Origin of the sequence: Streptomyces caniferus (assembly GCF_009811555.1) — a bacterium.
Lineage (GTDB): Bacteria > Actinomycetota > Actinomycetes > Streptomycetales > Streptomycetaceae > Streptomyces > Streptomyces caniferus.
Genome location: NZ_BLIN01000003.1, coordinates 1517869 through 1544807 on the forward strand (window position 1 = coordinate 1517869; position 26939 = coordinate 1544807).

Genomic DNA, 26939 nt, shown 5'->3' on the forward strand with positions numbered 1-26939 from the left:
CTGTGGGCTCAGTTCGTCGGGAGGTGGTTGATGGGGTGGTCGTCGGTCGCCCAGAGGTACTGGACGGCGTAGGCGCGCCAGGGGCGCCAGAGCGCGGAGTGCCGGGTGAGGGCCGCCGGGGTGTGCGGCAGGCCGAGCCCGGCGGCCGCACGGCGCAGCCCGAGGTCGGTCGGGGTGAAGGCGTCCGGGTCGCCGAGGGCGCGCATGGCGATGCATTCGACGGTCCAGGGGCCGATGCCCGGCAGTGCCGCGAGACGGTCGCGGGCCTCGTCCCGGTCGCTGCCGACGCCCAGTTGCAGCGCGCCCGAGCCGAGTGCGGCGATCACGCCGGTGAGGGTGGCCCGGCGGGTGCGGGGCATCGCCAGCGACTCCGGGTCCAGCCCGGCGAGCGCGGCGGCGGACGGGAAGAGGTGGCTGAGGCCGCCGCCCGGATCGTCGACCCGTTCGCCGTGCGCCCGGACCAGCCGTCCGGCGTGGGTGCGGGCCGCCGCGGTGGACACCTGCTGGCCCAGGACGGCGCGGACCGCGAATTCCTCGGCGTCGACCGTACGCGGGACCCGTCGTCCCGGTGCCTTGTCGACGAGGGGTGCCAGCAGCGGGTCCTCGTGGAGCAGGCCGTCGACGGCCTCCGGGTCCGCGTCGAGGTCGAGCATCCGGCGGCAGCGGGCGATGGCTCCGGCCAGGTCGCGCAGATCGGTGAGGGAGAGACGGCAGTCGATGTGGTCGGGGCGCGGTGCGAGGGCGACGATGCCGTGCCCGTAGGGGAGGCTCAGGGTCCGGCGGTAGGCGCCGTCCCGCCACTCCTCGACCCCGGGGACCGCGGTGGCGGCGAGGTGCCCGAAGAGGTTGTCGGGGTTGAGCGGCTGCCGGAAGGGGAGCCGCAGCGCCAGCGAGCCGGGCACCGCCGCACGGGGCCCCGGCCTGGCGCGCTGCCGCAGCTCCGTCGGGGACAGCGCGAAGACTTCCCGCACCGTCTCGTTGAAGCTGCGGATGCTGGCGAAACCGGCGGCGAAGGCGATCTCGGCCATCGGCAGCGCGGTGGTCTCCACCAGGAGCCTCGCGGTCTGGGCGCGCTGGGCACGGGCCAGGGCGAGCGGCCCCGCCCCCAGCTCCGCCAGCAGCTGGCGCTCGATCTGCCGGGGGCTGTAGCCGAGCCGGGCCGCGAGTCCGGGGACGCCCTCACGGTCGACGATGCCATCGGCGATCAGCCGCATGGCGCGGGCGACGAGGTCGGCCCGCTCGTTCCACTCCGGGGAGCCCGGGCTGGCGTCCGGGCGGCACCGCTTGCAGGCCCGGAACCCGGCCTGCTGGGCGGCGGCCGCGCTCGGGTAGAAACGCATGTTCTCCGGCTTGGGCGGCACCACGGGGCAGCTGGGACGGCAGTAGATACGCGTGGTGAGCACGGCCGTGTAGAACCAGCCGTCGAAGCGGGCATCCTTGGACTGCACGGCGCGCAGACAACGCTCGGTGTCGGTGTGCATGACCTCAGGATTGCTCAGTCGAGGGCATCCGGCTGGCGAGAATCCGACATCAACGTCGGGCCACCAGGGGCGGGGGCGGGTCACCGGAACCGGTACGGGGTGCCGGGGGCGGCGCGGGTCACCCGGGCCGCCCCTGCGCGGTCACTTCCCGGCGAACCGGTCGAGCGCGCCGATCACCTCGTCCCGCATCCGCTCGCTCCCCTTGTGCCCCGCGTCGGGGATGATCGTCAGACGGGCGTCGGGCCAGGCGCGGGCCAGCTCCCAGGCGGTGTGCGGCGGTCCTCCCATGTCCTGGCGGCCCTGGACGAGCGCCCCCGGGATGCCCGCCAGCCGCCCGGCGTCCCGCAGCAGGGCGCCCTCTTCCAGCCATGCGCCGTGCGAGAAGTAGTGCGAGCAGATCCGGACCAGGGCCATCCGGGCCTTCGAGGGCCGGTCCCCGTAGGGGTGGGCGGCGCCGTACGGCTCCAGGGAGAGCACCGTGTCCTCCCAGGCGCACCAGTCGGCGGTGGCCCGCTCGCGCACCGCGGGGTCCGGGTCCGCCATCAGGCGTGCGTACGCCCCGACGACGTCGCCGTCCCGGCCCACCCCCGGGGCGCCGGCGAGGAAGCGGTCCCAGGCCTCCGGGAAGAACCGGCCGACGCCCCGGTAGAGCCAGTCGATCTCCGAACGCCGGGTCGTGGTGACACAGGGGATGACGATCTCCGACACCCGTTCCGGATGCCGCTCCGCATACGCCAGGATCAGCGTCGAGCCCCACGATCCGCCGAACAGCAGCCAGCGGTCGATGCCCAGGTGCTCCCGCAACTGCTCCATGTCGGCGAGCAGATGGCCGGTGGTGTTGTGCCGCATCTCGGTGGCCGGGTCACTGGCGTGCGGGGTGCTGCGTCCACAGCCGCGCTGGTCGAAGAGGACCACCCGATAGCGGTCCGGGTCGAAGTATTGGCGGGTGCCCGTGCGGCATCCCGACCCCGGCCCGCCGTGGACGACCAGTGCGGGCTTTCCTTCCGGATTGCCGCAGACCTCCCAGTGGACGAGGTTGCCGTCGCCGACGTCCAGCAGGCCGGTGTCGTGCGGATCGATCGGGGGGTACGGCTGCCTCATCGCACCTGCTCGGCGAACGCCTCGTACGCGGGCGCGTCGAAGAGGACGAAGCGCACCTCTTCCACGGCCGTTTCGGCGTCGCGGACCGTCTCGACGGCGATGCGGGCGGCGTCGTCCAGGGGCCAGCGGTAGACGCCGGTGGAGATGGCCGGGAAGGCGAGCGTCCCGGCGCCCAGTTCGTCGGCGATCCGCAGCGATTCGCGGTAGCAGGAGGCCAGCAGGTCGCTGCGGTCCTCGCTGTCGGAGTGGACCGGGCCGACGGTGTGGATGACCCAGCGGGCCGGCAGCCGGCCCGCTGTGGTGGCGACGGCCCGGCCGGTGGGCAGACCGCGGCCGTAGTGCCCGGCGCGCAGGGCGCGGCACTCGGCGAGGATCTCCGGGCCGCCGCGCCGGTGGATCGCGCCGTCCACTCCCCCGCCTCCCAGCAGCGAGGAGTTGGCCGCGTTGACCACGGCGTCCACGGCTTGTTCGGTGATGTCGCCCTGGATGAGGGTGAGGGTGGGGCTCATGGTGTCCGAGCCTACGGAGGGTCGTACGGCGCGGCCACTCGATTCGGCGGCTGGTCGGCCCCGGGGTCGGCGGCGGAGCGGTCGCTCGCCGTCAGCGGCGGGCGGCGCGCAGCCTGCGCCAGACGGCCCTGGCGGCGTAGTGACCTGACATGCCGTGGACACCGGGGCCGGGCGGGGTGGCCTGGGAGCAGAGGAAGACGGCGGGGTGGGCGGTCTCGTAGGGGACGCGGGCGAGCTTGGGGCGGATGAGGAGCCGCAGGCCGGCCGCGGAGCCGGTGGCGGTGTCGCCGCCGACGTAATTGGCGTTGCGGGCGGCGAGTTGGGGCGGGCCCGCGACCGCACGGGCCAGGACCAGGTCGCGGAAGCCGGGGGCGAAGCGCTCGATCTGCCACTCGACGACGTCCGTGGCGTCGCCCTCCCAGCCATGGGGGACATGGCCGTACGCCCAGAAGGTGTGCTTGCCCTCGGGGGCGCGGGTGGCGTCGATCAGGCTGGGCTGAGCGGTGATCAGGAAGGGGACGGAGGGCGCCCGGCCCTCGGTGGCGGCGTTCAGCGCGGCGGAGATCTCGCCGCTGGTGGGGCCGATGTGGACGGTGCCGGCGCGGCGGGCCTCCCCGGCCGTCCACGGCACCGGGCCGGACAGGGCGTAGTCGACCTTGAAGACGCTGGGGCCGTACTTCACGTCGCGGTAGGCGTTGCCCAGGCCCGCGATCCGGGCGAGCGCGGTCGGTGAGGTGTCGAAGACATAGGCGCGGGCCGGCGGCAGGTCGTCCAGGCGTTTGACCTCGAAGTCGGTGTGCACCACGCCACCGTGGGCGCGCAGCAGACCGGCGAGCGCGTCGGAGATGGCCTGGGAGCCGCCGCGCGCCACCGGCCAGCCCTTGGCGTGTGCGGCGAGCGCGAACATCAGGGCCATGCCGGAGGTTCCGAAGCCGCCGAGCGGGGCGTTGGCGTGCGCCGCGAGCCCGGCCATCAGGGCGCGGGCCTTCTCGTCCTGGAAGCGGCGGTTGAGGAGGGTGACCGGCTGCGCCGCGACCAGGCCGAAGCGGGCGTAGGTCAGCGGGTCCTGCGGCAGGCCGAGCCACTGTGTCCGCAGGAAGTCATGGGCCATCGCCTCCCACTTGCCGGTGAAGGGCTCGACGAGCCTGCGGTAGGTGCCGGCGTCGCGCGGTCCGAAGGACATGGCGGTCTCGCCGACGGAGTGGCCGAGCACGGCGGCCGTGCCGTCCGGGAAGGGGTGCGCCATGGGGAGGTCGGCATGGAGCCATTCGAGGCCGTAGCGGTCCAGCGGCATGGTGCGGAAGGCGGGCGAGCCGATGCCGGTGGGGTGCACCGCCGAGCAGGGGTCGTGGCGGAAACCGGGGAGCGTCAGCTCCTCGGTGCGGGCGCCGCCGCCGATGGTGTCGCGGGCTTCGAAGACCTCCACGGACATGCCGCGGCGGGCGAGTTCGACCGCCGCCGTCAGGCCGTTGGGCCCCGCCCCGATCACCACGGCATCGAGCATCCTCGGCACCTGCGCCACTCCCCTCAAGTCCGACCCTCGTCGGTGAGGATCAGTTGGCGGCTGCCAGCAGTCCGAGGATACGCCGCGCCGTTGCGGTGTCCCGCGCGGCGGTGAAGGGCAGCGCATTGTCGCCCTCGATACGGAACGGCTCGCCGGCGACCGTGCCGCTCGCGCCGCCCGCCTCATGGACCAGCAGCAGCCCGGCCGCGTGGTCCCAGGCGTTTTCCCAGCTGAAGGCCGTGGCGTCGATCTCGCCGCGGGCGATGTGCAGATACTCCAGGCCCGCCGAGCCGCAGGGGCGCGGGGCGATACCGCCGGTCTCCAGGGCGGCGAGCACCCGCTTCTGGTCGTCGGTCGTGAAGTCGTAGTGGGACGTGGCGACATCGAGGACCGCGCCGGACGACGGGCTGCCGGCCCGCAGCGGTACGCCGTTGAGCTGGGCGCCGGCGCCGCGGCGGGCGACGGCCATCAGGCCGAGCGCGGGGGCGTAGGTCCAGGAGGCCAGTACCTCACCGCGGTGGGCGAGCGCGACGAGCGTGGCGAAGCCGGGGTCGCCGTGGACGAACTGGCGGGTGCCGTCGACCGGGTCGACGATCCAGACGGGGGCGTCGCCGTGCAGCGCGTCGAGGACGCGGGGGTCGGCGTGCACCGCCTCCTCGCCGACCACCAGGGAGCCGGGCAGCAGGCCGGTGAGCGCGGCGGTGAGGTGCTCCTCGGCGCGTCGGTCGGCGACCGTGACGAGGTCGTGCGGACCGTTCTTCTCGACGATGTCCTCGGCGGCGAGCTGCCGGAAGCGCGGCATGATCTCGTCGGCCGCGGCGCGGCGGACGGCGACCTCGACGGCGGCCAGGTCCAGCGTCGACACGTCGAACAGCGGAGCCTCGGGGGCGTCGGGGGCGGTCGCGGCGGCCGGTGCGGTGGCAATCGGGGTAATCGCGGTATCTCCGGAATCTTGGGTACGAAGTGCATCGATCATGTGTCCATCGAACCATGAGCCACTGACACGGCAGCTGGACTCCAGGTGAACTCGGGATGCCGCCGAGCGCACGGGGCAGAGGCGGGGGCCGGGCCCCTGCCCCGGGGCGGGGCCCGGCCCCTCAGCGCCCCACCGCGTATCCCTGCATCCCCCGTGGATTCGCCGCGGCGGACAGCACGCCGGTCTCCGGGTCCCGCGCCACCGCGCAGAGCCGCCCCTCGGACCAGGCGTCACCCACCGTGACGTGATGCCCACGCCGGCGCAGCTCGCCGACGACCCCGTCGCCGATGCGCGACTCCACGGTCACGCTCCCCGGCCGCATCCCGCGCGGGAAGAAGGAGCCGGGGAACGCGTCGTTGTGCCAGTTCGGGGCGTCGACGGCGCCCTGCAGGTCGAGGCCGCCGCGGACCGCGCCGCGCAGCGCCACGGCCAGGAAGAAGTGCACCTGCCACTGGTCCTGCTGATCGCCGCCCGGCGTGCCGAAGGCCATCACGGGGACCCCGTCGCGCAGTGCGAGGGACGGGGTGAGGGTGGTGCGGGGGCGGCGTCCCGGGGTGAGGGAATTGGGCAGGCCCTCCTCCAGCCAGGCCATCTGCAGCCGGGTGCCGAGCGGGAAGCCGAGCGCCGGGACGACGGGGTTGGACTGCAGCCAGCCGCCGGACGGGGTGGCGGAGACCAGGTTCCCCCAGCGGTCGACGACGTCGATGTGGCAGGTGTCGCCCCGGGTGGCGCCGTTCCGGTCGATCTCGGGCGCGACATCCGCCGGCACACTGCCGTCCGGGCCCGCCGAACCGTCCCCCGTACCGCGCGCCACGGTCGGCTCCCCGGCCCCGCTGCCGGCGGCGCCCCTCGCCCCGAAGCCGCCCTCCCCCGTCCCCGTCGCTGCCGCCCTCGCGTGCTTGCTCAGTCGCGGGGTACGGCCGTCCGGGCTGCCGGGCCGCAGCTCGTAGGAGGCACGCTCGCCGATCAGGGCGCGGCGCCCGGCGTTGTAGCCCGGGCCGAGCAGGGTGGCGAGCGGCACCTCGTCCGCATCGCCGTACCAGGCCTCGCGGTCGGCCATCGCCAGCTTGCAGCCCTCGATGAGCAGATGCACGTAGGCGGCGCTGCCGTACGCGGGCAACTCGTCGGGCAGCAGGGCGAGTTGCTGAAGGAAGGCCGGGCCCTGGGACCAGCCGCCCGCCTTGGCGACGGTCCAGCCGTTCCAGTCGTGGGTGACGGGTTCCTCGTACGTGGCGGAGAAGGCCATCAGGTCGTCGCCGGTGAGGGTGCCCGCGTGGCGTTCACCGGAGGTGTCCATGGCAGGGCGGGCCGCGAAGCCGGCGAGCGCCTCGCCGATGAAGCCTTCGCGCCAGATGCGGCGGGCGGCGTCGATCTGCGCCTCGCGGCCCGGCGAGGCGGCCTCCGCCTCCGCGAGCAGCCGGCGCCAGGTGGCGGCCAGCGGCCGGTTCCTGAGCAGCCCGCCGGGAGCGACGGACCTGCCTCCCGGGAGGTAGATCTCGGCGGAGGAGGTCCACTCCGTCTCGAAGAGGGCGCGGACCGTCTCGACGGTCTCACCGATGCGTTCGACGGCGGGGTGGCCGTGCTCGGCGTAGCCGATGGCGTACCGCAGCACCTCGGCGAGGGACCTGGTGCCGTGGTCGCGCAGCAGCAGCATCCAGGCGTCGAAGGCACCGGGGACCGCGGCGGCCAGCGGCCCGGTGCCGGGCACCAGGTCGAGGCCGAGCGCGGTGTAGTGCGCCACGCTCGCACCGGCCGGCGCCGGGCCCTGCCCGCACAGCACCCGCACGGGCCCGTCGGCGGGCGCCAGGATGATCGGCACCTCGCCCGCCGGACCGTTCAGATGCGGCTCCACCACATGCAGCACGAACCCGGCGGCCACGGCCGCGTCATAGGCGTTGCCGCCGTCCTCCAGGACGGCCATCGCGGACTGGGACGCCAGCCAGTGCGTGGTGGAGGCCATCCCGAAGGTGCCTTGGAGGGTCGGGCGGGTGGTGAACACGGGGGACTCCTCTGCCGGACGGGGTGCGGTGCGGGTGTCGCGGGTGAAACGGCTGTGGCGGGTGGAGCGCGTGAAGCGGGGGAACCGGGGGCGAGGGGCGGGAGATGCGGTGCGGGTGCCGTGGCGGACGGGTGGCCGGGCTCCGCGCGCGGAGGCGTACGGCCCGCGGGGACGGGCAGACCGTATGCCCCATACAACCATCGGGCAAGAAGCCCGCCCGGCTCGGCCGGACGCCTCGGGCGGCCCGCCGGGCACCGGCGCACCTCCACCCAAATCCCCTCGCCCTCCCCCGGGCCACTCCGTACGCTCGCCCCATGACCGGTACCGATCCGACCCCCGTGCAGCCTCCCCACCGCCCGCTCGTCGCGATCCTCACCGGAGCGGGCATCTCCACCGACTCCGGGATCCCCGACTACCGCGGGCCGAACGGGCTGTGGCGGCGGGACCCGGAGGCGGAGAAGCTCGTCACGTACGACACGTACATGGGCGATCCGGAGATCCGGCGGCGGTCGTGGCGGATGCGGCAGGACAGCCCGGCGTTCCGGGCCGAGCCGAATGCCGCGCACGAGGCGGTGGCCCGGATGGAGCGGTCCGGGACGCCGGTACGGGTGATCACACAGAACGTGGACGGGCTGCACCAGCGCGCCGGGATGCCCGAGCGCAAGGTGCTCGAACTGCACGGCACCGTACGCGCGGTGACCTGCACCCGGTGCCATGCGCGGTCGTCGATGCGGGAGGCGCTGGCGCGGGTGACCGCGGGCGAGACCGATCCGCCGTGTCTGGTGTGCGGCGGGATCCTGAAGTCGGCGACGGTGATGTTCGGGGAGCGGCTGGACCCGGAGGTGCTCGGTACGGCGCTGGGGGTGGCGAAGGCGGCGGAGGTCTTCCTCGCGGTGGGGACGACGCTCCAGGTACAGCCGGCGGCCTCGCTCGCCGGGGTGGCCGCGGAGCACGGCGCGCGCCTGATCATCGTCAACGCCGAGCCCACCCCGTACGACGAGCTCGCCGACGAGGTGATCCGCGAACCGATCGGCAGCGCGCTGCCCAGGCTGCTGGCGGGGCTGGCGGAGGGCGCGTGAGGCGGGCGCGCCTCGGCGCGGCGGTCAGGCCACGGGCGGTGCGAGCGGCGCCCCGGTGACGGCGGCCAGGGCCGCGGGGGTGGGGTGACGGTAGAGGTCGCGCATGCTCACCGTGCCGAAGCCCTGCCGGCGCAGAGCCTCCAGCAGCCGTACGGCCAGCAGCGAGTTGCCGCCGGCGGTGAAGAAGTGGTCGTCCGGGCCGAGGTCGGCGGCTAGCACCGAACGCCATACGGCGAGCATCGCCGCGGCCGGGTCCGTGCCGTCGACGGGCCTGCCCTGCCCCCCGCCGGGCGGTGCGGTCAGCGGTCGCCGCGTGGCCGGCAGGGCCGCCCGGTCCAGCTTTCCGTTGAGCGTCAGCGGCAGCACGGCCAGCGCGACGAACTCCGCGGGAACCATGTAGTCGGGCAGGATCGCGGCGCTCCTGCGGCGGACGTCGGCGGTCGCCGTGCCCTCCGCGAGCACGGTGTAGGCCACCAGACGGGCATGCGCGGGGCCGGCCTCCTGCCCCTCGACGACCACCGCGGCGTCCACCACGCCCGGGTCGCCGACCAGCACCGAGCGCACTTCGCCCAGTTCGATGCGGAAGCCGCGGATCTTGACCTGTTCGTCGAGCCGGCCCACGTGGTCCAGCGCCCCGTCGAGCCGGAGCCGCCCGAGGTCGCCGCTGCGGTAGAGCCGCTCGCCGCTGAACCGGTCGTCGGCGAACCGCTCCGCGGTGAGCTCGGGCCGGTTGAGGTAGCGCAGGGCCAGGCCCGCGCCGCCCACCCAGATCTCGCCCACGGCGCCGGGCGGCAGCGGCCGTCCCCGGTCGTCGCGGACCGACACCGACCAGCCGGGGAGCGGCCGGCCGACGCAGCGGGGCCGCTCGTGCCCGTCCCATGAGCGCACGTCCCGCGCGGTGACGTGCACGGTCGTCTCGGTGATCCCGTACATGTTGACCAGCCGGCACGCGCTGTCGGGGTGCCTGCTGAACCAGGTGCCGACCATGTGGGGATCGAAGGCCTCGCCGCCGAAGACGATCAGCCGGGGGGCGGGGGCGGCGGCCGTCCGGGCGTCCATCTCGAGGAACCCGGCGAAGGCGGACGGCGTCTGGCTGAGCACCGTGACGCCCTCACGGAGCACCAGGGCATGGAAGTCCTCGGGGGTCCGGGTCACCAGGTGGGGCACGACGACGAGGCGGCCGCCGGTGAGCAGGCAGCCCCAGATCTCCCAGACCGAGAAGTCGAAGGCGGCGGAGTGGAAGAACGTCCAGACATCGCCGGTGCCCAGGTCCAGGTCGTGGGCGGTCGCGTCGAGCAGCGCCAGGACGTTGCGGTGGGCGACCACCACTCCCTTGGGGCGGCCGGTCGTTCCCGAGGTGTAGATGACGTACGCCGGGTCGTCGGGACCGGCGGAGGGCAGGGCGGTGCCGGCGGACTCCGGGGCGGCCGCGGTGAGTGCGGCGGGACGGAGGACACCGGTGCCCTCGGCGGCCGGGAAGCCGGAGAGGGTGGTGACGACGAGGGCCAGTCCGGCGTCCTCGGCGATATGGCGCAGCCGTTCGTCGGGGGCCTGCGGGTCGAGCGGGACGTACGCGGCGCCGGTCTTGAGGACCGCGAGGAGCGCCACCACGAGGTCGGTGGTGCGCTTGAGGCAGACGCCCACGAACCGCCCGGGTCCGGCGCCGCGGTCCACGAGCACCCGGGCCCAGTCCGCGGCGCGGGCGTCGAGCTCCCGGTAGGTCAGCCGCCGGGTGGCGTCGCAGACCGCGAGGGCGTCGGGCTGTTCGCGGGCGAAGCGTGCCACGGCGTCGTGGAGGGTGGCGGCGCCGGGCGGGCCGGTTCGGGTGGTCCGTCCGAGGGCGAGGACGGCGTCCGCTTCGGGGCCGTCCAGCAGGGCGAGGTCGCCGACGGTGCGGCCGGGGGCGGCGTCGGCGAGCTGTGCGGCGAGGTGCCGGGTGTGCCGGGCGAAATCGCGGGCCACGACGGGGTGGACCGCAGCCGGGTCGTGGGTGTGCCCGGCGGCGAGCACCGCGCCCTCGTCGCCGTGCCAGGTCAGGGTGAGAGGGACGGCTTGGGGCGCGAGCGGGACGTACTCCGCGTCCGGGGTGTGGCCGGTGAGCACGAGGCATACGGGCGGGAGGGCGTCCGCGCTCTCCTCGGCCGGGGACCGCAGGGCCGTCCGGACCTGTGCCACGAGCGTGCTCAGCGGCTGTTCGTCCCCGGCGTCGACCGGGATCACCTTCGCGCCGGGTGCCCGGCCGGCCGGTTCGGTGACGATCACGGCGAGGCGCACGGTGGCGCTGCGCTCGTACCGGGACAGGGCCACTGCCGCGGCGGCCACGGCCACCTCGGGGGCGAACTCGGCCTTGTCCGCCGGATGTTCGGGCTCCACAAGCTCCGGGGGCTCCTGGATCTCCGGGAATGCGTCCTCGACGAGACCCCAGGACGGGGCGGGTGCGGGGGGCCGGCCGGCCGCGCCACGGGCGGTGCGCTCGCGCAGCGCCGTGACGAGCGCGGACACGTCGCGGTCCGGCGCGGTCAGGCCGTGGAGGAGTGCGCGCAGCCCGGCGTGGTCGAGGACCCCGCGACGGGCCACCACGACGAGATCGGCGACGCCGTCGGGATAGCAGGTGAGCACGGTGCGCAGACCGGGGTCGGCGTCGTGCAGCGGGCGGCGCACCTCGCGCTGCCGCATCCGGTCGGCCCGCCGTGCGGTGGACGGGATCTCGGCGTGCTGCAGCCAGAAGCTGCCGGTCCGCCGCGCCGCGGCGGAGGCGGCCGCCCGCTCGGTGTTGGTCCGGGCGGCTCGGATGCGTGCCGGGTCGGTGAGCCGCAGCACGATGCCGTGTGCGGCACCGTCACCGAGGGCGGCCGGGCCCCCCGTACGGGGGCGGGGCTGATCAGTCATGCTCTCCATCCGCATCGGACGTCTCCCGGAGTGGCTCATCGCGCGGTGAATCCGCCGTCGACGGTGACCGTGGTGCCCGTCACCTGACGGGACTCGTCACCGGCCAGCCACAGCGCGGCGCCCGCCACGTCCTCCGGCTCCACCAGGGCGTTCATGGGCTGCGCGGTGACGAAGGTCTGTTCGTGGTCGTCGGTGCCGACATCGAGACAGCGGGCGATCTCGGACAGCATCCGGCCCTCGACGTGCGGGGCGTCGCGCACCGAGCCGGGGCAGACCGCGTTCACCCGGACCCCGAGCGGCGCGAAGTCCAGGGCGGCGGCCTTGGTGAGGCCGACCAGGGCGTGCTTCGCCGCGACATACGCCGCGAAGTGCCGGTAGCCGACCAGGCCCGCGGTGGAGGCCACATTGATGATGCTGCCGGCGCGCTGCCCGAGCATGGCCGGGGCGACCGCGCGGATCATCCGCCAGGCGCCGGAGAGGTCGACATCCAGCATCAGCTCCCATTCGTCATCGGTGATGTCGTGGACGGGCTTGCCCGACGGCGCGGCGATGCCCGCGTTGTTGACGAGGACGTCGATGCGGCCGAAGCGCCGCAGGGCGGCGTCGACCGCCGCGGTGACGGCCGCGCTGTCCCGCACATCGGCCCGCAGGCCCAGGGCGTCGGCGCCGGAGCGCCGGCACAGCTGGGCGGTGCGCTCCAACTGGCCGTCGTCGGCGAGGGGATAGGGCACGCCCGGGATGTCCCCGCCGGTGTCCAGCAGGACGAGGTCCGCGCCCTCCTCGGCGCAGCGCACCGCGCACATCCGGCCCAGGCCCCGTCCCGCGCCGGTCACCACCACCGTCTTGCCCGCTAGTCGCACGGCGCACCGGCCCCGGTGAACCGGCCCTCGGACGTGGCCTGCTGGTCGCTTGTGCCGAGGGCCGCCGCGATCAGCCCGAGGATCTGCGGGGCCGCGTCGGTGAGGTACATGTGGCCACCGGGGATCTCGGCATAGGTGAACGGGCCGGATGTGCTGGTGTGCCACTCCCGGGCGTCCCGCTCCGTCACCAGGACGTCGTCGGCACCGCGCAGACAGGTGACCGGGGCCTCGACCGGTTCGTCCGACGGCGGCCGGTAGGACTCGTGCATGGTCACGTCCGCGCGGAGGGTGGGCAGCATCAGCTCCCGGAACTCGGCGGAGTCGAAGGCGGGGTGCCGGTAGCCGGCCAGCTCCTCGATCCGGGCGAGGAACTCGTCGTCGTCCAGGGCGGCCGCCTGCGGTGCGCGTCCCCGTGCGGGCGCCGGGGAGCCGCTCACGAACACATGCGCCACCGGCAGTTCGGTGCGTTCCTCCAGGGCGCGGGCGAGCTCGTAGGCGAGGACGGCGCCGAGGCTGTGTCCGAAGACGGCGACCCGCGAGTGTCCGCGCGCCGCGTCGAGGGCCTCGGGCAGCAGGGCGTGCACCGCACGGGCCACGTCGCGGTGCGGCTCCTCGTCGGTGCGCTCCTCCCGGCCGGGCAGTTGCAGGGGCTCCAGGTGCAGTCCGGCCGGTACGGACCGCTGCCACTTGTGGAAGAAGGCGGCGCCGGCGCCGGCGTAGGGCAGACACAGGACGGGCACGGGATCTGACGTCATGGCACTCATTTCGTTGCGTACCGGGGCCGGTTCGGCAGGGCACGGCACGGGTCGGAACGGGTGTGGTCCGCGGGGCGTCCCGCGGACCACCGCGGCTGCCGAGGGGACGGGGGTGCGGCGGTGGACACCCCCTAGGGGCGGACGATCGCCGCGGGCCAGGAACCGGGCTCGTTGACCCGGGACACCAGCGGGATGTCCCGGATGTCGTCGTGGTTCAGCACCCACATGAGGAACCGCTCGACCCCCATGCCGAAACCGGAGGTCTGCATCGGGGCCTCGGCACGCATCCGGACGTACCAGTCGTAGTCCTCCTCGTGGACGTCGTGCAGCGCGATCGACTTGCGCAACAGGTCCGGGTCGGTGTGCCGTTCGCCGGAGCCGACCACCTCGCCCATGCCGAAGAGCAGGTCGGCGGCGCGCGCCGTGCGCGCCTCGTCATCACCGAACGCCTGGTAGAACGGCACCCCCAGGGTGTCCAGGTGGTGCATCCAGACGAACTCGCTGACCCGCTCCATCAGCAGGCGCTCGCCCTGGCGGCTCAGGCTGCGCCACTCGCCGTGGTCCTGCACCGCGCCGTCGACGTCACCGACGATGCCGACGGCCTCCTCGAAGGTGACGCGGGTGAACGGCGCACTGTGGCCCGCCATGCGCTCCAGGTGCGAGATGTCGCCGCGGGCCGTGGCCAGCCGGTCGCCGTGCCGGTCGAGGATCGCGGAGGCGAGCGCCTTCACATAGCCGTCGACGTACCGCATGAGGTCGTCGAGGTCGCCGGGTATCTCGGCCTCGCTGTGGGTGAACTGCGTCAGATGCGTCGCGTCGGGCGTCTCGACCCGGAAGCTCGGCAGGAGGGTGTAGCAGCCGCCCGGGGCGAGCCGGCAGCCGTACTCCAGCAGGTACTGCATCGAGTCCTGCAGATAGGTGTCGACACCGTTGACGTTGACCTTGACCGCCTCGGTGTCGCTGCCGAAACCCGTGGGGCAGGTGACGGTCCTGGTGGTCAGCGGGAGCGGCAGGCTCTTCAGCCCCTGCGCGCGTGCGTACTCCATGGTGGTCCACTGCACGGTGTCCTGCAGATCGGCGACCAGGGTGTACCAGGGAGAGCGCAGGGCGGTGACGAAGGCACGGGGGTCGTTGCTGTCGAAGGTGGCCGGCGGGGTCAGGGTCGGCTGCGGGGTCACAAGCTGCGTCATGGGGGTCTCTCTCCAGACGTGCGGACTAGGCGTGCGGGTGCGCTGCGGGAGGGATGTTCTGGTTGCCGGCCAGGACGTTGTCCGGGTCGTAGCGGCGCTTGAGGGCGGCGAGGCGTTCGTAGCGGGCGGCGCCGTAGACCTCGGCCACCCGGCCGGGCCGCTCGTCCTGCAGGTAGTTGACGTAGGCGCCGCCGTACTGCCACTCGGCGAGCCGCGCGGTGCCCTGCCGGCTCCAGGCCGCGTTCGCCTCGTCGTCCGCCCGGTCGGTCCACTGGGCCGACACCGTGCAGATGTAGGGCGCGTCCCGGCGGGGGAAGGCGGACTCGGCGTCCGGCACGTCCCCGATGGCGCCGCGCAGGTACTCGAAGTCGACGGAGGACAGCGCCGACGGCATCTCCTGTGCGGTGTCGGCCAGTTGGGCGACCGCGCCCTCGGTCAGGTCGGTGAGGTAGCAGGACTTGGTGAAGTAGCGGTGGCCGTGCGGCTCGCCGTGGTCGCCGAGGGCCTGCAGTTGCGCGTACGACAGCACGCGGGAGTCGGTGGCGTCGGGCGCCGCCGCGGAGAACAGCGGCGCGGTGTGCCGGGGGCCGTCGGCCGGGTCGCCGAACCAGACGGCGGTCAGGAAGAGCGCGGGCCGGCCGCGCAGCCGCTCCGGGATCCAGGAGTGCGCTCCGGCCTGCTTGAGCGCGGCGGTGGCGTGCAGGTCGGGGCCCTGCGCCACGGCGAACTCCCGGTAGCGGGCGAGCGCCTCGGGCACGTCCGCCAGCGGGTGGACGCCCGTGTGGTAGTGCACGGGACCGACCGGGCGCAGGCGCAGCGTGAAGCGGGTGACGATGCCGAGGTTGCCGCCACCGCCGCGCAGGCCCCACAGCAGTTCGGCGTGCTGGTCCTCGGTGGCCTCCACGATCGTGCCGTCGGCCAGCACCACTTCGGCCGCGAGGAGATGATCGCAGGTCAGGCCCCATTTGCGGGCGAGCCATCCGTAGCCCCCGCCGAGGGTCAGTCCACCGAGGCCGGTGTGCGCGACCACCCCCGAGGGGCACACCAGGCCGTGGGCGAGGGTGGCGGCGTCGACGTCGCGCAGCAGGCAGCCGCCCTGCGCCCGGACGAGGTGCGCGCCGGGGTCGACCTCGACCGCGTTCAGCAGCGACAGGTCGATCATGACCGCATCGTCGGCGACGGCGGTGCCGGCGACGTTGTGGCCGCCGCCGCGCACGGTCACCGCGAGGCCGGCCGCGGTGGCGTACCGCAGGGCGGCGCTGACGTCCGCGGCGCTGGTGCAACGGGCGATCAGCCGCGGCCGGCGGTCGTGCATGCCGTTCCACACCGCGCGCACCTCGTCGTACGCCGTGTCGTCGGGGCCCACCAGGGGGCCCTGGAAGTGGTGGCGCAGAAACTGCTCGGCGGAGTTTCGGGACGCCGGGTCCAACAGGTCAGTCATGGGAGTTCGTTGCCTTCCGGTCGGTCGGTGGCCTGCCGTGTCGGGCGAGCAGTTCGGCGGTGACGATGTCGGCGATGTGCCGGCGCGGTGCGGGGTCCATCGCCTCTTCGTGGCGGCATCGCAGGTCGTGCCGGTCGAGGGCGTCGACGTAGGGGGCCCAGGCCGCGGGGTCGGGGCGCGCCGCGCCGCGTCCCTCGGTCGCGGTGAAGTAGACGGTGCGTCCGTGGACCCGGTGGGGCCGGTGGGCGGCCACCAGCCGGCTGCTGTTGACGCCCACGGCGACCAGCCGGTCGAAGGCGGCCTGCTCCAGGCCCAGTTGCCGCTGTGCGGCGCGGCGGAGGGCGGTCAGTGCGGCGCCGGGGTCGGCGGCGACGGCCGCCTCGTCGACCGCGGCGGGCACCAGAGTGGCCAGCAGACCGAACTCGTCCCACTGCTCGGGCGTCGCGAACGAGGGGCAGGGCCAGACCTCGCCGGGGTAGGCGTCGACGAGGACGAGGAGGCCGATGGCGGCGCCGTCCCGCTGCAGCCGGCCGGCCAGCGCATGGGCGATGTTGCCGCCGAGCGACCAGCCGAGCAGCCGGTAGGGGCCTTCGGGCTGGACCCGGCGGATCTCCGTCAGCATCCGGTCGAGCATCTCGTCCAGGTCCCGCGGGAGCGCGCTGTGCTCGGCCAGGCCGGGTGCCTGCAGGCCGTAGAGGGCGAGGCCGTCCGGCAGGTGCGGGACGAGGCCCGCATAGCTCCAGGCGAGTCCGGTCGCGGGGTGGACGCAGAACAGCGGACGCGGGTCGGTGCCGGTGCGCAGCGCCAGCAGCACCTCGTGGTCGTCCGGTTCACCGGTCCGCCCGAGCGCGTCCAGGATCCCGGCGACGGTGGGGGCGTCGAACAGGGTGCGGATGGTGACCCGTACGCCCAGCACCGCGCGGATCCGGCTCAGCAGCCGCATCGCGAGCAGGGAGTGCCCGCCCAGGTCGAAGAAGCTGTCCTCGACGCCGACCCGGGGCACCCCGAGCACCTCGGCGAACACGTCGCACAGTAGGGCCTCCTGGGGAGTCCCGGGCGGTGTGCCGGGGGCCGTGGCCCCGGGGTCCGGGACCGGCAGGGCGCGCCGGTCCAGCTTGCCGTTGGGGGTGAGCGGGAGTTCGGCCAGCTCCACGAAGAGCGAGGGGACCATGTACTCGGGCAGCGCCCGGGCGGTCCGCCGGCGCAGCGCGGCGATGTCCAGCCCGGCGCCGTCGGCCGGCACCGCATAGGCCACCAGCCGTTTGTCGCCGGGGCGGTCCTCGCGGGCCAGCACCACCGCCTGACGCACCTGCGGGTCCCGCTCCAGGACCGCCTGGACCTCGCCCGGCTCGATCCGGTAGCCGCGGATCTTGACCTGGTGGTCGATGCGGCCCAGGAACTCCAGCTCGCCGCCGGTGTTCCAGCGCACCAGGTCGCCGGTGCGGTACATCCGCTCACCGGGCGCGCCGTACGGGTTCGCCACGAACCGCCGCGCGGTCACCCCGGCCCGGCCGGCGTAGCCGCGCGCCAGGCCCGCTCCCCCGACGCAGAGCTCGCCGGGCGTGCCGGCCGGCACCAGCTGCAGGTGGCCGTCGACCACGTAGGCCTGCATGTTGCGCAGCAGCCGGCCGATCGGGGCCCGGCTGCGGCGGAAGGCGTCGCCCGCCTCGATGACGGAGATCGACACGTCGTCCGAACACTCGGCGGGGCCGTAGACGTTGGCGAGCGGGATGTGCGGGTGCCGGGCGAACCAGCGGTCGACGAGGTCGGGCGGCAGCTCCTCGCCGTGCACCAGCATCCACCGCAGCCCCTTGAACAGGCCGACGGTGCTGTCGTCGAGGTCCCACATGTCGAGGACCGCGCGCAGCACCTGCGGCACGATCTGCAGCACGGTGATGTCCTCGTCGGCGACGCAGCGGGCGAGCAGCAGCGGATCGCGGGTGGTGTCCTCGTCGAGGACGTGCACCCGCCCGCCGACCAGGGACATCGTCAGGGCCTGCCAGACGGCGACGTCGAAGGTGAGCGGCGCGTTGAAGGCCATCGTGTCGTGCGCGTCGAGACCGTAGAGCTCGGCCACGGCGAGCAGATGGTTCGACAGGCCGCGGTGCGGCACCAGGACGCCCTTGGGCCGCCCGGTCGAGCCGGAGGTGAACACCGCGTACGCGAGCAGGGCGGGGCGGTCCGCGAGGTCCGGCCGGTGCCAGGCACGCGTCGTGTCGGGTGCGCCGCCGGCCGGGACCACGGTGATCCCGCCGGGGCCGGAGGTGGTGAGCTCCCGCGCGCGGGCGCCGAGTTCCGGGGCGGCCACCAGGTAGCGCGCGGCGCTGTCCGTGAGCATCTGCCGGGCCCGGTCGGCGGGCAGGCCGCCGTCCAGGGCCAGATATCCGCTGCCGGCGCCGAGCACGCCGAGCGCGGTGGTGACGAACCAGGCGCTGCGGTCGGAGAGGATCGCGGTCAGCTCGTCCGGGCCGGCGCCCGCCGCTGCCAGGGCGCGGGAGAGGCGGTCGATGCCGTCCGCGAGGTCCCGGTAGGTGTGGCGGACGCTTCCGTCGGACACGGCGACCGCGTCCGGCCGCTCGTCCGCCCAGCGGCGGATGCGCCGGCCGAGGTCGACCGGTGTCTCGGGCCGGTTCGGGCCGTTCCACTCCACGAGCAGGCGGTGGCGTTCGGCGGCGGACAGGACGGGCACCTCGCGGATGCGCAGCGCCGGGTCGGCGGCGAACGTCTCCAGGAGCCGGACCAGCCGGTCGGCCATGGCCTGGACGGTCGCCTCGTCGAACAGGTCCGTGGCGTATTCGAGGACGGCACCGAGTCCGGCGGGCCGGCCGTCCGGGTGGCGCCGGTCGTCGAAGTCGACGGAGAGGCTGAACTTCGCGGTGCCGGTGGTCTCGCGCAGCGCCTCCACCCCGATGCCGGGCAGCCGCAGCGCCTCGCCGGGCCGCCCCTCGTTCAGCGCCAGCAGCACCTGGAACAGGGGGTGCCGGTGCGGCGCGCGCCGGGGGTTGAGCACCTCGACGAGCCGGTCGAAGGGGACGTCCTGATGGGCGTAGGCGTCGAAGTCGCTCGCGCGGACCCGGTGCAGCAGCTCGGCGAAGGTGGGGTTGCCGGAGGTGTCGGTGCGCAGCACGAGGGTGTTGACGAAGAAGCCGACCAGGTCGTCCAGGGCCGCGTCGGACCGTCCGGCCACCGGGGTGCCGAAGGGGATGTCGGTGCCGGCCCCGGAGCGGGTGAGCAGCACCGCGACGGCGGCCTGCAGCACCATGAACAGGGTGCACCCGTGCTCCCTGGCGACCTCCAGGAGACGTGCGTGCAGCTCGGGATCCACCGTGCGGTCGACGGTGGCACCCCGGAAGGTGTCGGCACCGGGCAGCCGCACCCGGTCGGACGGCAGCGGCACTTCCTCCGGCAGGTCCGCCAACTGTTGCTGCCAGTAAGCGAGCTGACTGTTGATCAGGCTGTCGGGGTCGTCGTCGGCGCCGAGCAGCTCCCGCTGCCACAGGGTGTAGTCGCGGTACTGGACCGGCAGCGGCTCCCAGTCCGGTGCGCGTCCGTCGCACCGTGCGCCGTAGGCGGTCGACAGGTCGCGCAGCAGCGGGGTCAGGGACCAGCCGTCGCACACCACGTGGTGCATGACCAGGGCGAGCACCTGGTCGTCGGCCGCCACCCGCAGCAGCCAGGCCCGGACCGGCAGGTCGGCCCCCAGGTCGAAGGGGCGCCGCACCACCTCGTGCAGGTCCGCGTCGAGGCGGTCCGCCTCGCTGTCCAGGAGGGTCAGCACCTCACCGGTCTCCTCCGGCGGCAGAACGCGCTGATGGGGCTCGCCGTCGGCCTCCCCGAACACGGTGCGCAGGCTCTCGTGGCGGCCGACGACATCGGCGACGGCCGCCCGCAGCGCGGGCACGTCCAGGGCACCGCGCAGCCGCACGACCACCGGCACGTTGTAGGTCGAGCTCGGCCCTTCCAGCCGGTTCAGGAACCACAGCCCCTGCTGTGCGAACGACAACGGGAACACGCTCACTCCTCACCACGCAGGGCCACCGGGCGCGCCACGGCCGCCGTCATGAGCGGCGCATCAGCTTCGGACGGGCGGCAGCAGCCGCTGTGCTCCCCTCCAGGGCGGCCACGACGCCGGCCACGGTGGGCGCGTCGAGGATCTGCCGCAGCTCGACCGCCCGGCCGGTGACCGAACGGATCCGGTTCCACAGCCGCATCATCCGCAGCGAGTGGCCGCCGAGGTCGAAGAAGCTGTCGTCGAGCGAGACCGACGGCACGCCCAGCGCCTCCGCGAAGAGGCCCGCGACCGTGGTCTCCAGGGGCGTGCGAGGGGCCCGTCCCGCCCCGGCGGCCGCCGCGCCGTCCACCGGTTCCAGGGCGGCCAGCGCCGCCCGGTCGGCCTTGTGGTTGCGGCCCAGCGGCAGCTCGTCGAGCTGCCGGAAGGCGGACGGGACCATGTGGTCGGGGAGTTGTGCGCGCAGGTCCGCGCGCAGCTGCGCCGGATCGAGCGGCTGGTCGGCGGTGAAGTAGGCGCTCAGTACACCCGTTCCGTCGTCCCCGCGGCGCAGCAGCACCACGCAGTCGCGTACCGACGGCAGTTGGCACAGCTGGCTCTCCACCTCCGCGGGCTCCACCCGGTAGCCGCGGACCTTGACCTGGTCGTCCGTCCGGCCGAGGTAGTCGAGGAGTCCGTCGGCGTTCCAGCAGGCCAGGTCACCGGTGCGGTACAGCCGCTCCTCGCGGCCGCCGGGGCGGGCCCGTACGAACGACGCGGCGTCCAGGTCGGGGCGGTGGAGGTAGCCGTCGCTGAGCCCGTCACCGCCGACGTACAGCTCGCCGGGGACGCCGAGCGGCTGCGGGTTGCCGTCGCGGTCCAGCACCCAGGCGGTGGAGTTGGCGATGGGCCGGCCGATGGGCACCCGGCCCGTGTACCGCCGCGCGATGCGGTGCGTGACGGAGAAGGTGGTGTTCTCGGTGGGGCCGTAGGCGTTGATGAAGACGCTGTCCGGGCAGGCGTCCATGGCCTCGGCGATGTGCCGCGCGGAGACCGCCTCGCCGCCGACCAGCACCTGGCAGCCCGCCAGGACGGCGGGGTCCTGCTCGACGAGCTGGTTGAAGAGCGTGGAGGTGAGCCACAGGGTGTTGACCCGGTGCCGCTCGATCGCGGCCCCGAGGTCCACCGAGTTCAGGACGGTGGTGGCCGGTACGAGGACGAGGGTGCCGCCGTTGAGCAGCGCGCCCCAGTACTCCAGGGTGGTGGCGTCGAAGGCCAGCGCGCCGGTCTGCAGGATCGTGGTGCCGGCCGAGAGGTCCGCGTAGTCGGTGCCGCGGACCAGCCGGACCACGGCCCGCTGGTTGACCAGTACGCCCTTGGGCCGGCTCGTGGTGCCGGAGGTGTACATCACGTACGCGGTGTCCTCGGGCGCGCAGGCGAGGTCCGGCAGGGCGCCGGGGTCGGCGTCGTGCGGCCGGGTGAGGTCGAGGACCGGGAGGTCCGCGGTGACCGCCGGGTCGTCGACGAGCAGCAGCCCGGCGCCGCTGTCCGCCAGCAGGGCGTCCCGGCGGGCCGCGGGCAGCTGGGTGTCGAGGGGCACATAGGCCGCGCCGAGGCGCAGGACGGCCAGGACGGCGACCAGCAGCCGGGGCGTGCGCTCCAGGGCGAACGCGACCCGGGTGTGCCGTCCCACGCCGTGGGAGTGCAGCAGCGCGGCCAGCCGCAGGGCCTGCCGTTCCAGTTCGCGGTAGGTGAGAGAACCGTCCTGATGGCGGATCGCGGGCTGCTCGGGCCGGGCCGCGGCCTGGGCGGCGAAGAGTGCGTAGACCGAGGAGTCGCGGGGGTAGGGGCGGGCGGTGTCGTTGAAGCCGCGCAGTTGCTCGGCCTCGGGGCCGGTCGGCAGCCGGAGGGTGCCGACCGGCGCGCCGGGGCGGTCGGTGAGCTGCTGCAGCAGATGCGCCAGGTGGCCGAGCATCCGCTCGGTGAAGGCCGCATCGTGGACGTGCGCGTGACAGTCCGCATGCAGGACCACACCGTCGGCCGTGACCTCGCCGGCGAGCACCACATCGGCTCCGGCCGCCTCGTCGGCGGGGCCGTCGACGACACAGACCACCTTCGGCGGGACGGCGTCCGCGGCGTCCGCGGTGCCGGTGAGGGCGGCGAGACCGGCCGTCACCGTGTCCAGGTGCTCCGACACGGTGGTGCCGGACGGCATGGCGACGGCGAGCGACGCGTCGGCGGCGTCCGCCGTCCGTGCCGTGCGGCGCACCCCGATCCGGAAGGCGGTGCTGTCGCTGTACTTCCGGGCGAGCAGCAGGGCCGCCGCGAGGACGTACTCGGCCGTGCGGCCACCGAGCGCGGCGGCCGTCGCGGCGGGCAGCCGTCGCGTAGCCCGGACCCTCGGGCACCGGCCGGGTGCCGCACACGGACCGCCGAACGCGAACCCGGACGGCACATCCGTCTCTTCCTCGCGCACATCCCCCACGCCCCAGCACCCCACCATTCCTGATCGCTCGGCAAGGCGTCGTGCACCCTCGCACCGCCCGCCGGCCTCTCCCGTTCGGGACGGCAGCCGAAAGCCGAGATCGACCATAGATTTCGGTACGGATCGTCGGCGGCAGATGCCGAGGCAGAACACCGGCAGTTGCCGCCGGAAATGGACAACAAAAGGGCCGGCCAAGGCGATGTGTCGCGCCTTGGCCGGCCCCGTTGAATCAGCTGTCAGTGCAGCGGGAGTTCCAGGCCGTTGAGGGAGTGTACGCCGTCCTCGAAACGGAAATCGAAAGTGAGCGCCGCACGGGCCGCGTCAATGGTGCGCATCACCGCCTCATGTCCTTCGCACACGCCCGAAATGGTGTCCAGGGTCAGGGTGCTGGTGCCGCCGGGAAGGTCGTCGCCGGGGCGGACGAAATTGCGGTAGGCGGTGATACCGGGCAGCTCACGGACGGCCTCGGCGCCATGCACCGCCACCAGGCCGGCAGGGCGCAGCGGCGCCAGATTGTTGTACTGGAAATGAACCTTTCCGCCGAAGTCGAAAGTCGGCAGATAAGGCTCTTCACCCAGGGCCAACAGGGCGCCGATACGCACCATATCCACACCGCAGGATTCTCGGGCCATCATGTTCACATGGCCCGAGAGCCGGCCGTTGAGTTCGATGATGCGGGGGCCGTCGGGGGTGAGCTTCAGCTCGGTGTGGGCGAATCCGTTGTCGGCCCCCACCGCTTCCAGCGCGCGGGTGACCAGAGCGAAGATTTCCGCTTCCTCCGCGCGCGGCAGATGACTGGGCCAGATCCGGCCGGTACCGCGGAACGGCGGCACGACCGGGGACTTTCCGGTCAGCACCAGATGGGTGATGCCCGAGGGCGTACAGACGCTCTCGACCGACACATAGTCGCCGAACGGCTCGCTCGCCCTGCCCTCGAGGAACTCCTCCAGGATGAACGGCTCCCAGGCCCCGTCGGCGGCGAGGGCGTCGAGGCGGGCACGTACGGCGCGTGCGTCCTCGGGCGTGCGCAGCGCGTAGGCGTCCCGGCTCCGGGAGGCGGTCACCGGCTTGGCGAGCGAGGGCAGACCGATGGCGCGCAGGGCCTCGTCCCAGTCCTCGGGCGACTCCACGACCCGGACCGCCGTCCCGTCGACGCCCGCCGCGCGCAGCGCCCGGCGCTGTGCGCCCTTGTCGGTGTAGAGGCGGGCGGTCTCCACGGACAGGCCGGGCAGACCGAGTGCGGCGGCGAGTTCGGCACCCGGACGGATCATGTCCTCGCAGAAGGTGAGGATCGCGTCCGGGGCGAGCGCGCGGACCAGGGCCACGTCCTCGGCCGGCTGTCCGGTGAGGGTCCGGACCTCGCCCAACAGCTCCATTACCGGCCGGAGTTGGTCCACGTGGGCGGAGCGGTCCGGGACCAGGAAGACGATGTCCCCGAGGTCGGCGAGGCCCGCGCCGATCTCTCCGGCGGGCACCGCACCGGCATCGTAGAGAACGGCGAAGAGCGGCCGCTGAGGTGGTGTCATGGTCATTTCCCCCGGTTCTCCGGCGTGGACGGTGCGGCCGGGCTGACCGGATTGGCCACCAGCGAGGCCAGCGCCCGCCGCAGGGTGCCGGCGTAGGCCTCCACGGAGGTCCGCGCCAGGAAGGCCGGGTCGAAGCCGATGCGCACCTGGCCCTCGGCGCCGCTGATCTCGACGTTGACGTGGAACGGGAAGCTGGGCTTGCCCCGGCGCCACCAGCCACGCGTGGGCACGGATGCCAGCCGGTCGAGCTCCCGGTAGGCATGGAAGTGCATGAAGTTGAAGGTGACGTCGAACGGCGGCCGGCCGAGCCGCTCCACGATCTGCGCCTGGGGGTAGGCCTGGTGCGGGGCGCCCTCGCTCTCCGCGTCGGCGGCGGCGCGGATGAGCCCCGCCCAGGTGTCGTCGACGGTCGCGAAGCGCACCGGCAGCGTGTTGAGGAAGAGCCCGGTCGCCAGGTCGGAACCGGCGCTCGGCGGGCGGGTGTTGAACACCAGGCCGGTGACGATGTCGTGGTCGCGCCGGACCCAGGTGCCCAGCGCCCGTACGTGCGCGGCCAGCGCGACGGACTTCACCGGGACACCGAGCATCCGGGCCACCCCGGACAGGGAGCGCACCAGCGCCGCGTCCAGGGCGAACTCGACGCGGCCGTCCGCGTCGGGGGTCTTCCGGTGCTTCGCCGCGTCGAAGAGCAGGGCGGGTGCGTCCGCCTGCCGGAACCAGTGCGCTGCGGCGGCCGGCGAGTCGGCGGCCGCGCGTTCGGCGGAGAGGAAGTCGTGCTGTACGTCCGGGGACAGCGCCGGCAGCCCCGCGTCCGCGCCGTCCCGCGCCGCGGCGTAGAGGGTCATCAGCTCCACGGCCATCCGGCTCAGGCTCCAGCCGTCGAGGATGGCGTGGTGGACCGCCAGCACGGTGTGGAAGGAGCCGGGCAGCGCCACCACATGGCAGCGGACCAGGGACGGGGACCGCCAGTCGATCGGTGCGGCGAGCTGCTGGTCGCACCAGGCGCGCAGCAGGGCCGCGCCCCCGTCGGCGTCGGCGGCCCGCTCGATGCTCAGGCCGGGCCGGGCGTCTGCCCAGACGAGCTGGGCCGGCACCGAGAGCCCGCCGAAGTCGAAGGCGGTGCGCAGCGCCGGGTGCCGGCGGGCGAGGGCGTCGAGGGCGGTACGGAAGCTGCTCTCGTCGAAGGGGGCGGCGACCTCCCAGCCGTCCATGCTGTGGTAGAGCAGCGGGTCCTGGCTGGTCTCGCAGAGGTAGAGCATGCCGGTCTGGAGCGCCGAGGCGGGCAGGGCGTCCTGCACCCCCTCGGGGATCCGGGTGCGGTCCTCCGGGGCGAGGAGGGAGAACGGCGCCGCGCTCCCCGCCGGCCCGTGCCCCTCCGAGGGGTTGCCGTCGGCCGGTGCCGCGGCCACCGAGGGCGAGCTCAGCATGGCGCGCACGCTCTGATGCACCATCACATCGCGCAGGGTGAGCGGGATTCCCCGCGCACGGGCGTCGTTGATCACGCGGAGGGCGATCAGCGAGTCCCCGCCGAGGGCGTAGAACTTGTCGTCCAGGCCGATCTCCTGGACCGACAGGTTCTCCCGGAGCACGCCCAGGAGGATGTCGGCCACCTCGTCCCGTCCGGCCGCGGCGGACTCACGCGCCACGAGCGGCGGAGTGCCGCCGCGCTCTTTCCGCAATTCCTCCATGCCCAGCGTTTCCCTTCGGTATCGAGACCAATCGGCGGCACGAGGACGCGGCGTGCCCCGAGCATCCGCCGGCGGCCACGCCGGCCCCTCCTCAGGCGGCCGCCGCTTCCGGAAGCTGCACCTCGCGCATCCTCCTGAGGGGCGAGAAGACCACGAACAGCGAGGCGCTCCACATCCCCAGCACGCACACCCACAGCGCCGGCCGCAGCCCGGCCCCGGTGGCGAGTGCGCCGCCGAACAGGGAGCCGAGCGGCACGACGCCGTAGCTGATCCAGAGGTAGACCGCGCTCACCCGGCTGAGCAGCCCGCGCGGGCAGACCAGCTGGCGGTAGGACAGGGCCGCGGTGTTGAACAGGGTGCTGTTGGCGGACAGCGCGGCCAGCCCGACCGCGTACAGGAAGACCCCCCAGCCCGGCTGCGACAGCGGCATCAGGAAGTACAGCGGGCCGGGCAGCAGCATCGACACCCAGATGACGCGCGCGCTCCCGATCCGGGCGGAGATCCGCCGGGCGAACGCGCCGGTGACCAGACCGCCGACGGACCCCAGGGTGAACACCAGGCCGACGGTGGTCGCGGACGCGTGCAGATCGCGCAGCAGGAAGGTGACCGCGATCGAGGAGGCCGCGGTCACGAAGAAGTTGCACACACTGGTGCACAGCAGCAGCCTGCGCAGGATGACCTGCTTGCGGACGAAGGTGAGTCCTTCGCCCATGGCCGCCCGGAACGGCACGGGGCGCGCACCCGCCGGCGGGCCCTGCTCGGACTTCGGCACGCGGATCAGCCCCAGCGTCAGGGCGCTGAGCGCATACGTGAGCACATTGGCGTACAGCGTCCGGGTGGCGCCGACCAGGCCGACGAGGGCACCGCCGAGACCGGGGCCGGCCACCTCCGCCAGCGACTCGCACATGCCGAGCTTGCCGTTGCCGTCGACCAGTTGGGAGGCGCTCACCAGCTTGGGCAGCTGGCTGCGGTAGGCGACCGTGAACAGCACGGTCAGCACGCCGGAGACGCCGACGACCGCGTACAGGTACCAGAGCGTCAGCCGGCCCGCCAGGGCGATCAGGGGAACGGAGAGGATCAGCAGCAGCCGGGCGACATCGCAGAAGATCATGATCTTCCGCTGGTCGAGCCGGTCGGCGAGCACACCGGCCGGCAGCGAGAACAGCAGATACGGCAGCCAGCCCAGGGAGGTCAGCAACGACACCTGGAACGTGCCGGCGTGCAGGGTGTCGAGCGCGAGGACGGGGAGGACGATCAGCGCCGTCCGCGGACCGAGCGTTCCCGCCCCCTGCCCGAACCACAGCAGCATGAAGTTCCGGTTGCGCCAGAGCGACGTGGGCGCCGCTGCCGTCTCGCCCCGCGGCTGGGCCGTCTGCGTCATCGATGCGTCCTGCCTTGGTGAGGTGGGGCGCTTCCCTCGCCCGTGCGCCCCACCCTGCCGGGCCGGCCCGGCCGCTCCTAGTGCGGC

General features: G+C 74.0%; 17 protein-coding genes. 1 reads left to right on the plus strand and 16 read right to left on the minus strand.

Annotated elements, in window-relative coordinates:
* Positions 1-8: 8 nt before the first annotated feature.
* From Scani_RS15240 to Scani_RS15265, 6 genes are all read right to left on the minus strand, one after another.
* Positions 9-1481, minus strand: a complete 1473-nt coding sequence (locus Scani_RS15240; protein WP_159475216.1) for a DNA-3-methyladenine glycosylase 2 family protein — start codon at positions 1479-1481, stop codon at positions 9-11.
* 141 nt (positions 1482-1622) lie between these two features.
* Positions 1623-2582: a prolyl aminopeptidase gene (gene pip, locus Scani_RS15245; protein WP_159475219.1), complete on the minus strand. Its 960-nt coding sequence runs from the start codon at positions 2580-2582 to the stop codon at positions 1623-1625.
* Complete coding sequence (locus Scani_RS15250; protein WP_159475222.1) at positions 2579-3091, minus strand: O-acetyl-ADP-ribose deacetylase; 513 nt, start codon at positions 3089-3091, stop codon at positions 2579-2581. The genes pip and Scani_RS15250 overlap by 4 nt, the downstream gene beginning before the upstream one ends.
* A 91-nt stretch (positions 3092-3182) precedes the next feature.
* Positions 3183-4604, minus strand: a complete 1422-nt coding sequence (locus Scani_RS15255) for a phytoene desaturase family protein (RefSeq protein ID WP_159475225.1) — start codon at positions 4602-4604, stop codon at positions 3183-3185.
* A 40-nt stretch (positions 4605-4644) separates the two neighbouring features.
* A complete protein-coding gene (locus Scani_RS15260; protein ID WP_159475227.1) occupies positions 4645-5571 on the minus strand; it encodes an inositol monophosphatase family protein in 927 nt (308 codons plus the stop codon).
* 121 nt (positions 5572-5692) lie between these two features.
* Complete coding sequence (locus tag Scani_RS15265) at positions 5693-7570, minus strand: gamma-glutamyltransferase family protein (protein ID WP_159475230.1); 1878 nt, start codon at positions 7568-7570, stop codon at positions 5693-5695.
* 314 nt (positions 7571-7884) lie between these two features.
* On the opposite strand from Scani_RS15265, the gene Scani_RS15270 reads away from it, so the two are divergent.
* Entirely contained in the window at positions 7885-8649 is a 765-nt protein-coding gene (locus Scani_RS15270; RefSeq protein ID WP_159475233.1) for an SIR2 family NAD-dependent protein deacylase, read from the plus strand.
* Between the two features lie 24 nt (positions 8650-8673).
* Here Scani_RS15270 and Scani_RS15275 read toward each other — a convergent pair whose 3' ends face one another.
* The 10 genes from Scani_RS15275 to Scani_RS15320 form a co-directional block, all read right to left on the minus strand.
* Positions 8674-11538: an amino acid adenylation domain-containing protein gene (locus tag Scani_RS15275; RefSeq protein ID WP_246295809.1), complete on the minus strand. Its 2865-nt coding sequence runs from the start codon at positions 11536-11538 to the stop codon at positions 8674-8676.
* A gap of 35 nt (positions 11539-11573) precedes the next feature.
* On the minus strand, positions 11574-12398 hold the full coding sequence (locus Scani_RS15280) for an SDR family oxidoreductase (protein ID WP_159475234.1): 825 nt from the start codon (positions 12396-12398) through the stop codon (positions 11574-11576).
* The gene (locus Scani_RS15285; RefSeq protein WP_174872683.1) at positions 12389-13153 is read right to left on the minus strand and encodes a thioesterase II family protein; all 765 of its coding nucleotides are present in this window, start codon (positions 13151-13153) and stop codon (positions 12389-12391) included. Before Scani_RS15285 ends, Scani_RS15280 begins: the two co-directional genes overlap by 10 nt.
* A gap of 131 nt (positions 13154-13284) precedes the next feature.
* Positions 13285-14343 carry an amino acid--tRNA ligase-related protein gene (locus tag Scani_RS15290; RefSeq protein ID WP_174872684.1) on the minus strand — a complete coding sequence of 353 codons (1059 nt, stop codon included), beginning with the start codon at positions 14341-14343 and terminating at the stop codon, positions 13285-13287.
* Between the two features lie 25 nt (positions 14344-14368).
* A complete protein-coding gene (locus Scani_RS15295) occupies positions 14369-15784 on the minus strand; it encodes an FAD-binding oxidoreductase (protein WP_159475243.1) in 1416 nt (471 codons plus the stop codon).
* Positions 15777-19796, minus strand: a complete 4020-nt coding sequence (locus Scani_RS15300) for a non-ribosomal peptide synthetase (protein WP_159475246.1) — start codon at positions 19794-19796, stop codon at positions 15777-15779. Before Scani_RS15300 ends, Scani_RS15295 begins: the two co-directional genes overlap by 8 nt.
* 46 nt (positions 19797-19842) lie before the next feature.
* Positions 19843-22257, minus strand: a complete 2415-nt coding sequence (locus Scani_RS15305; RefSeq protein WP_159475247.1) for a non-ribosomal peptide synthetase — start codon at positions 22255-22257, stop codon at positions 19843-19845.
* Positions 22258-22493: 236 nt separating this feature from the next.
* A complete protein-coding gene (locus Scani_RS15310; RefSeq protein WP_159475249.1) occupies positions 22494-23783 on the minus strand; it encodes an ATP-grasp domain-containing protein in 1290 nt (429 codons plus the stop codon).
* Between the two features lie 2 nt (positions 23784-23785).
* Complete coding sequence (locus Scani_RS15315) at positions 23786-25471, minus strand: condensation domain-containing protein (protein WP_159475251.1); 1686 nt, start codon at positions 25469-25471, stop codon at positions 23786-23788.
* 91 nt (positions 25472-25562) lie between these two features.
* Positions 25563-26852 (minus strand): MFS transporter, encoded by a 1290-nt coding sequence (locus Scani_RS15320; RefSeq protein ID WP_159475253.1) that lies wholly within the window; start codon positions 26850-26852, stop codon positions 25563-25565.
* Positions 26853-26939: the final 87 nt, after the last annotated feature.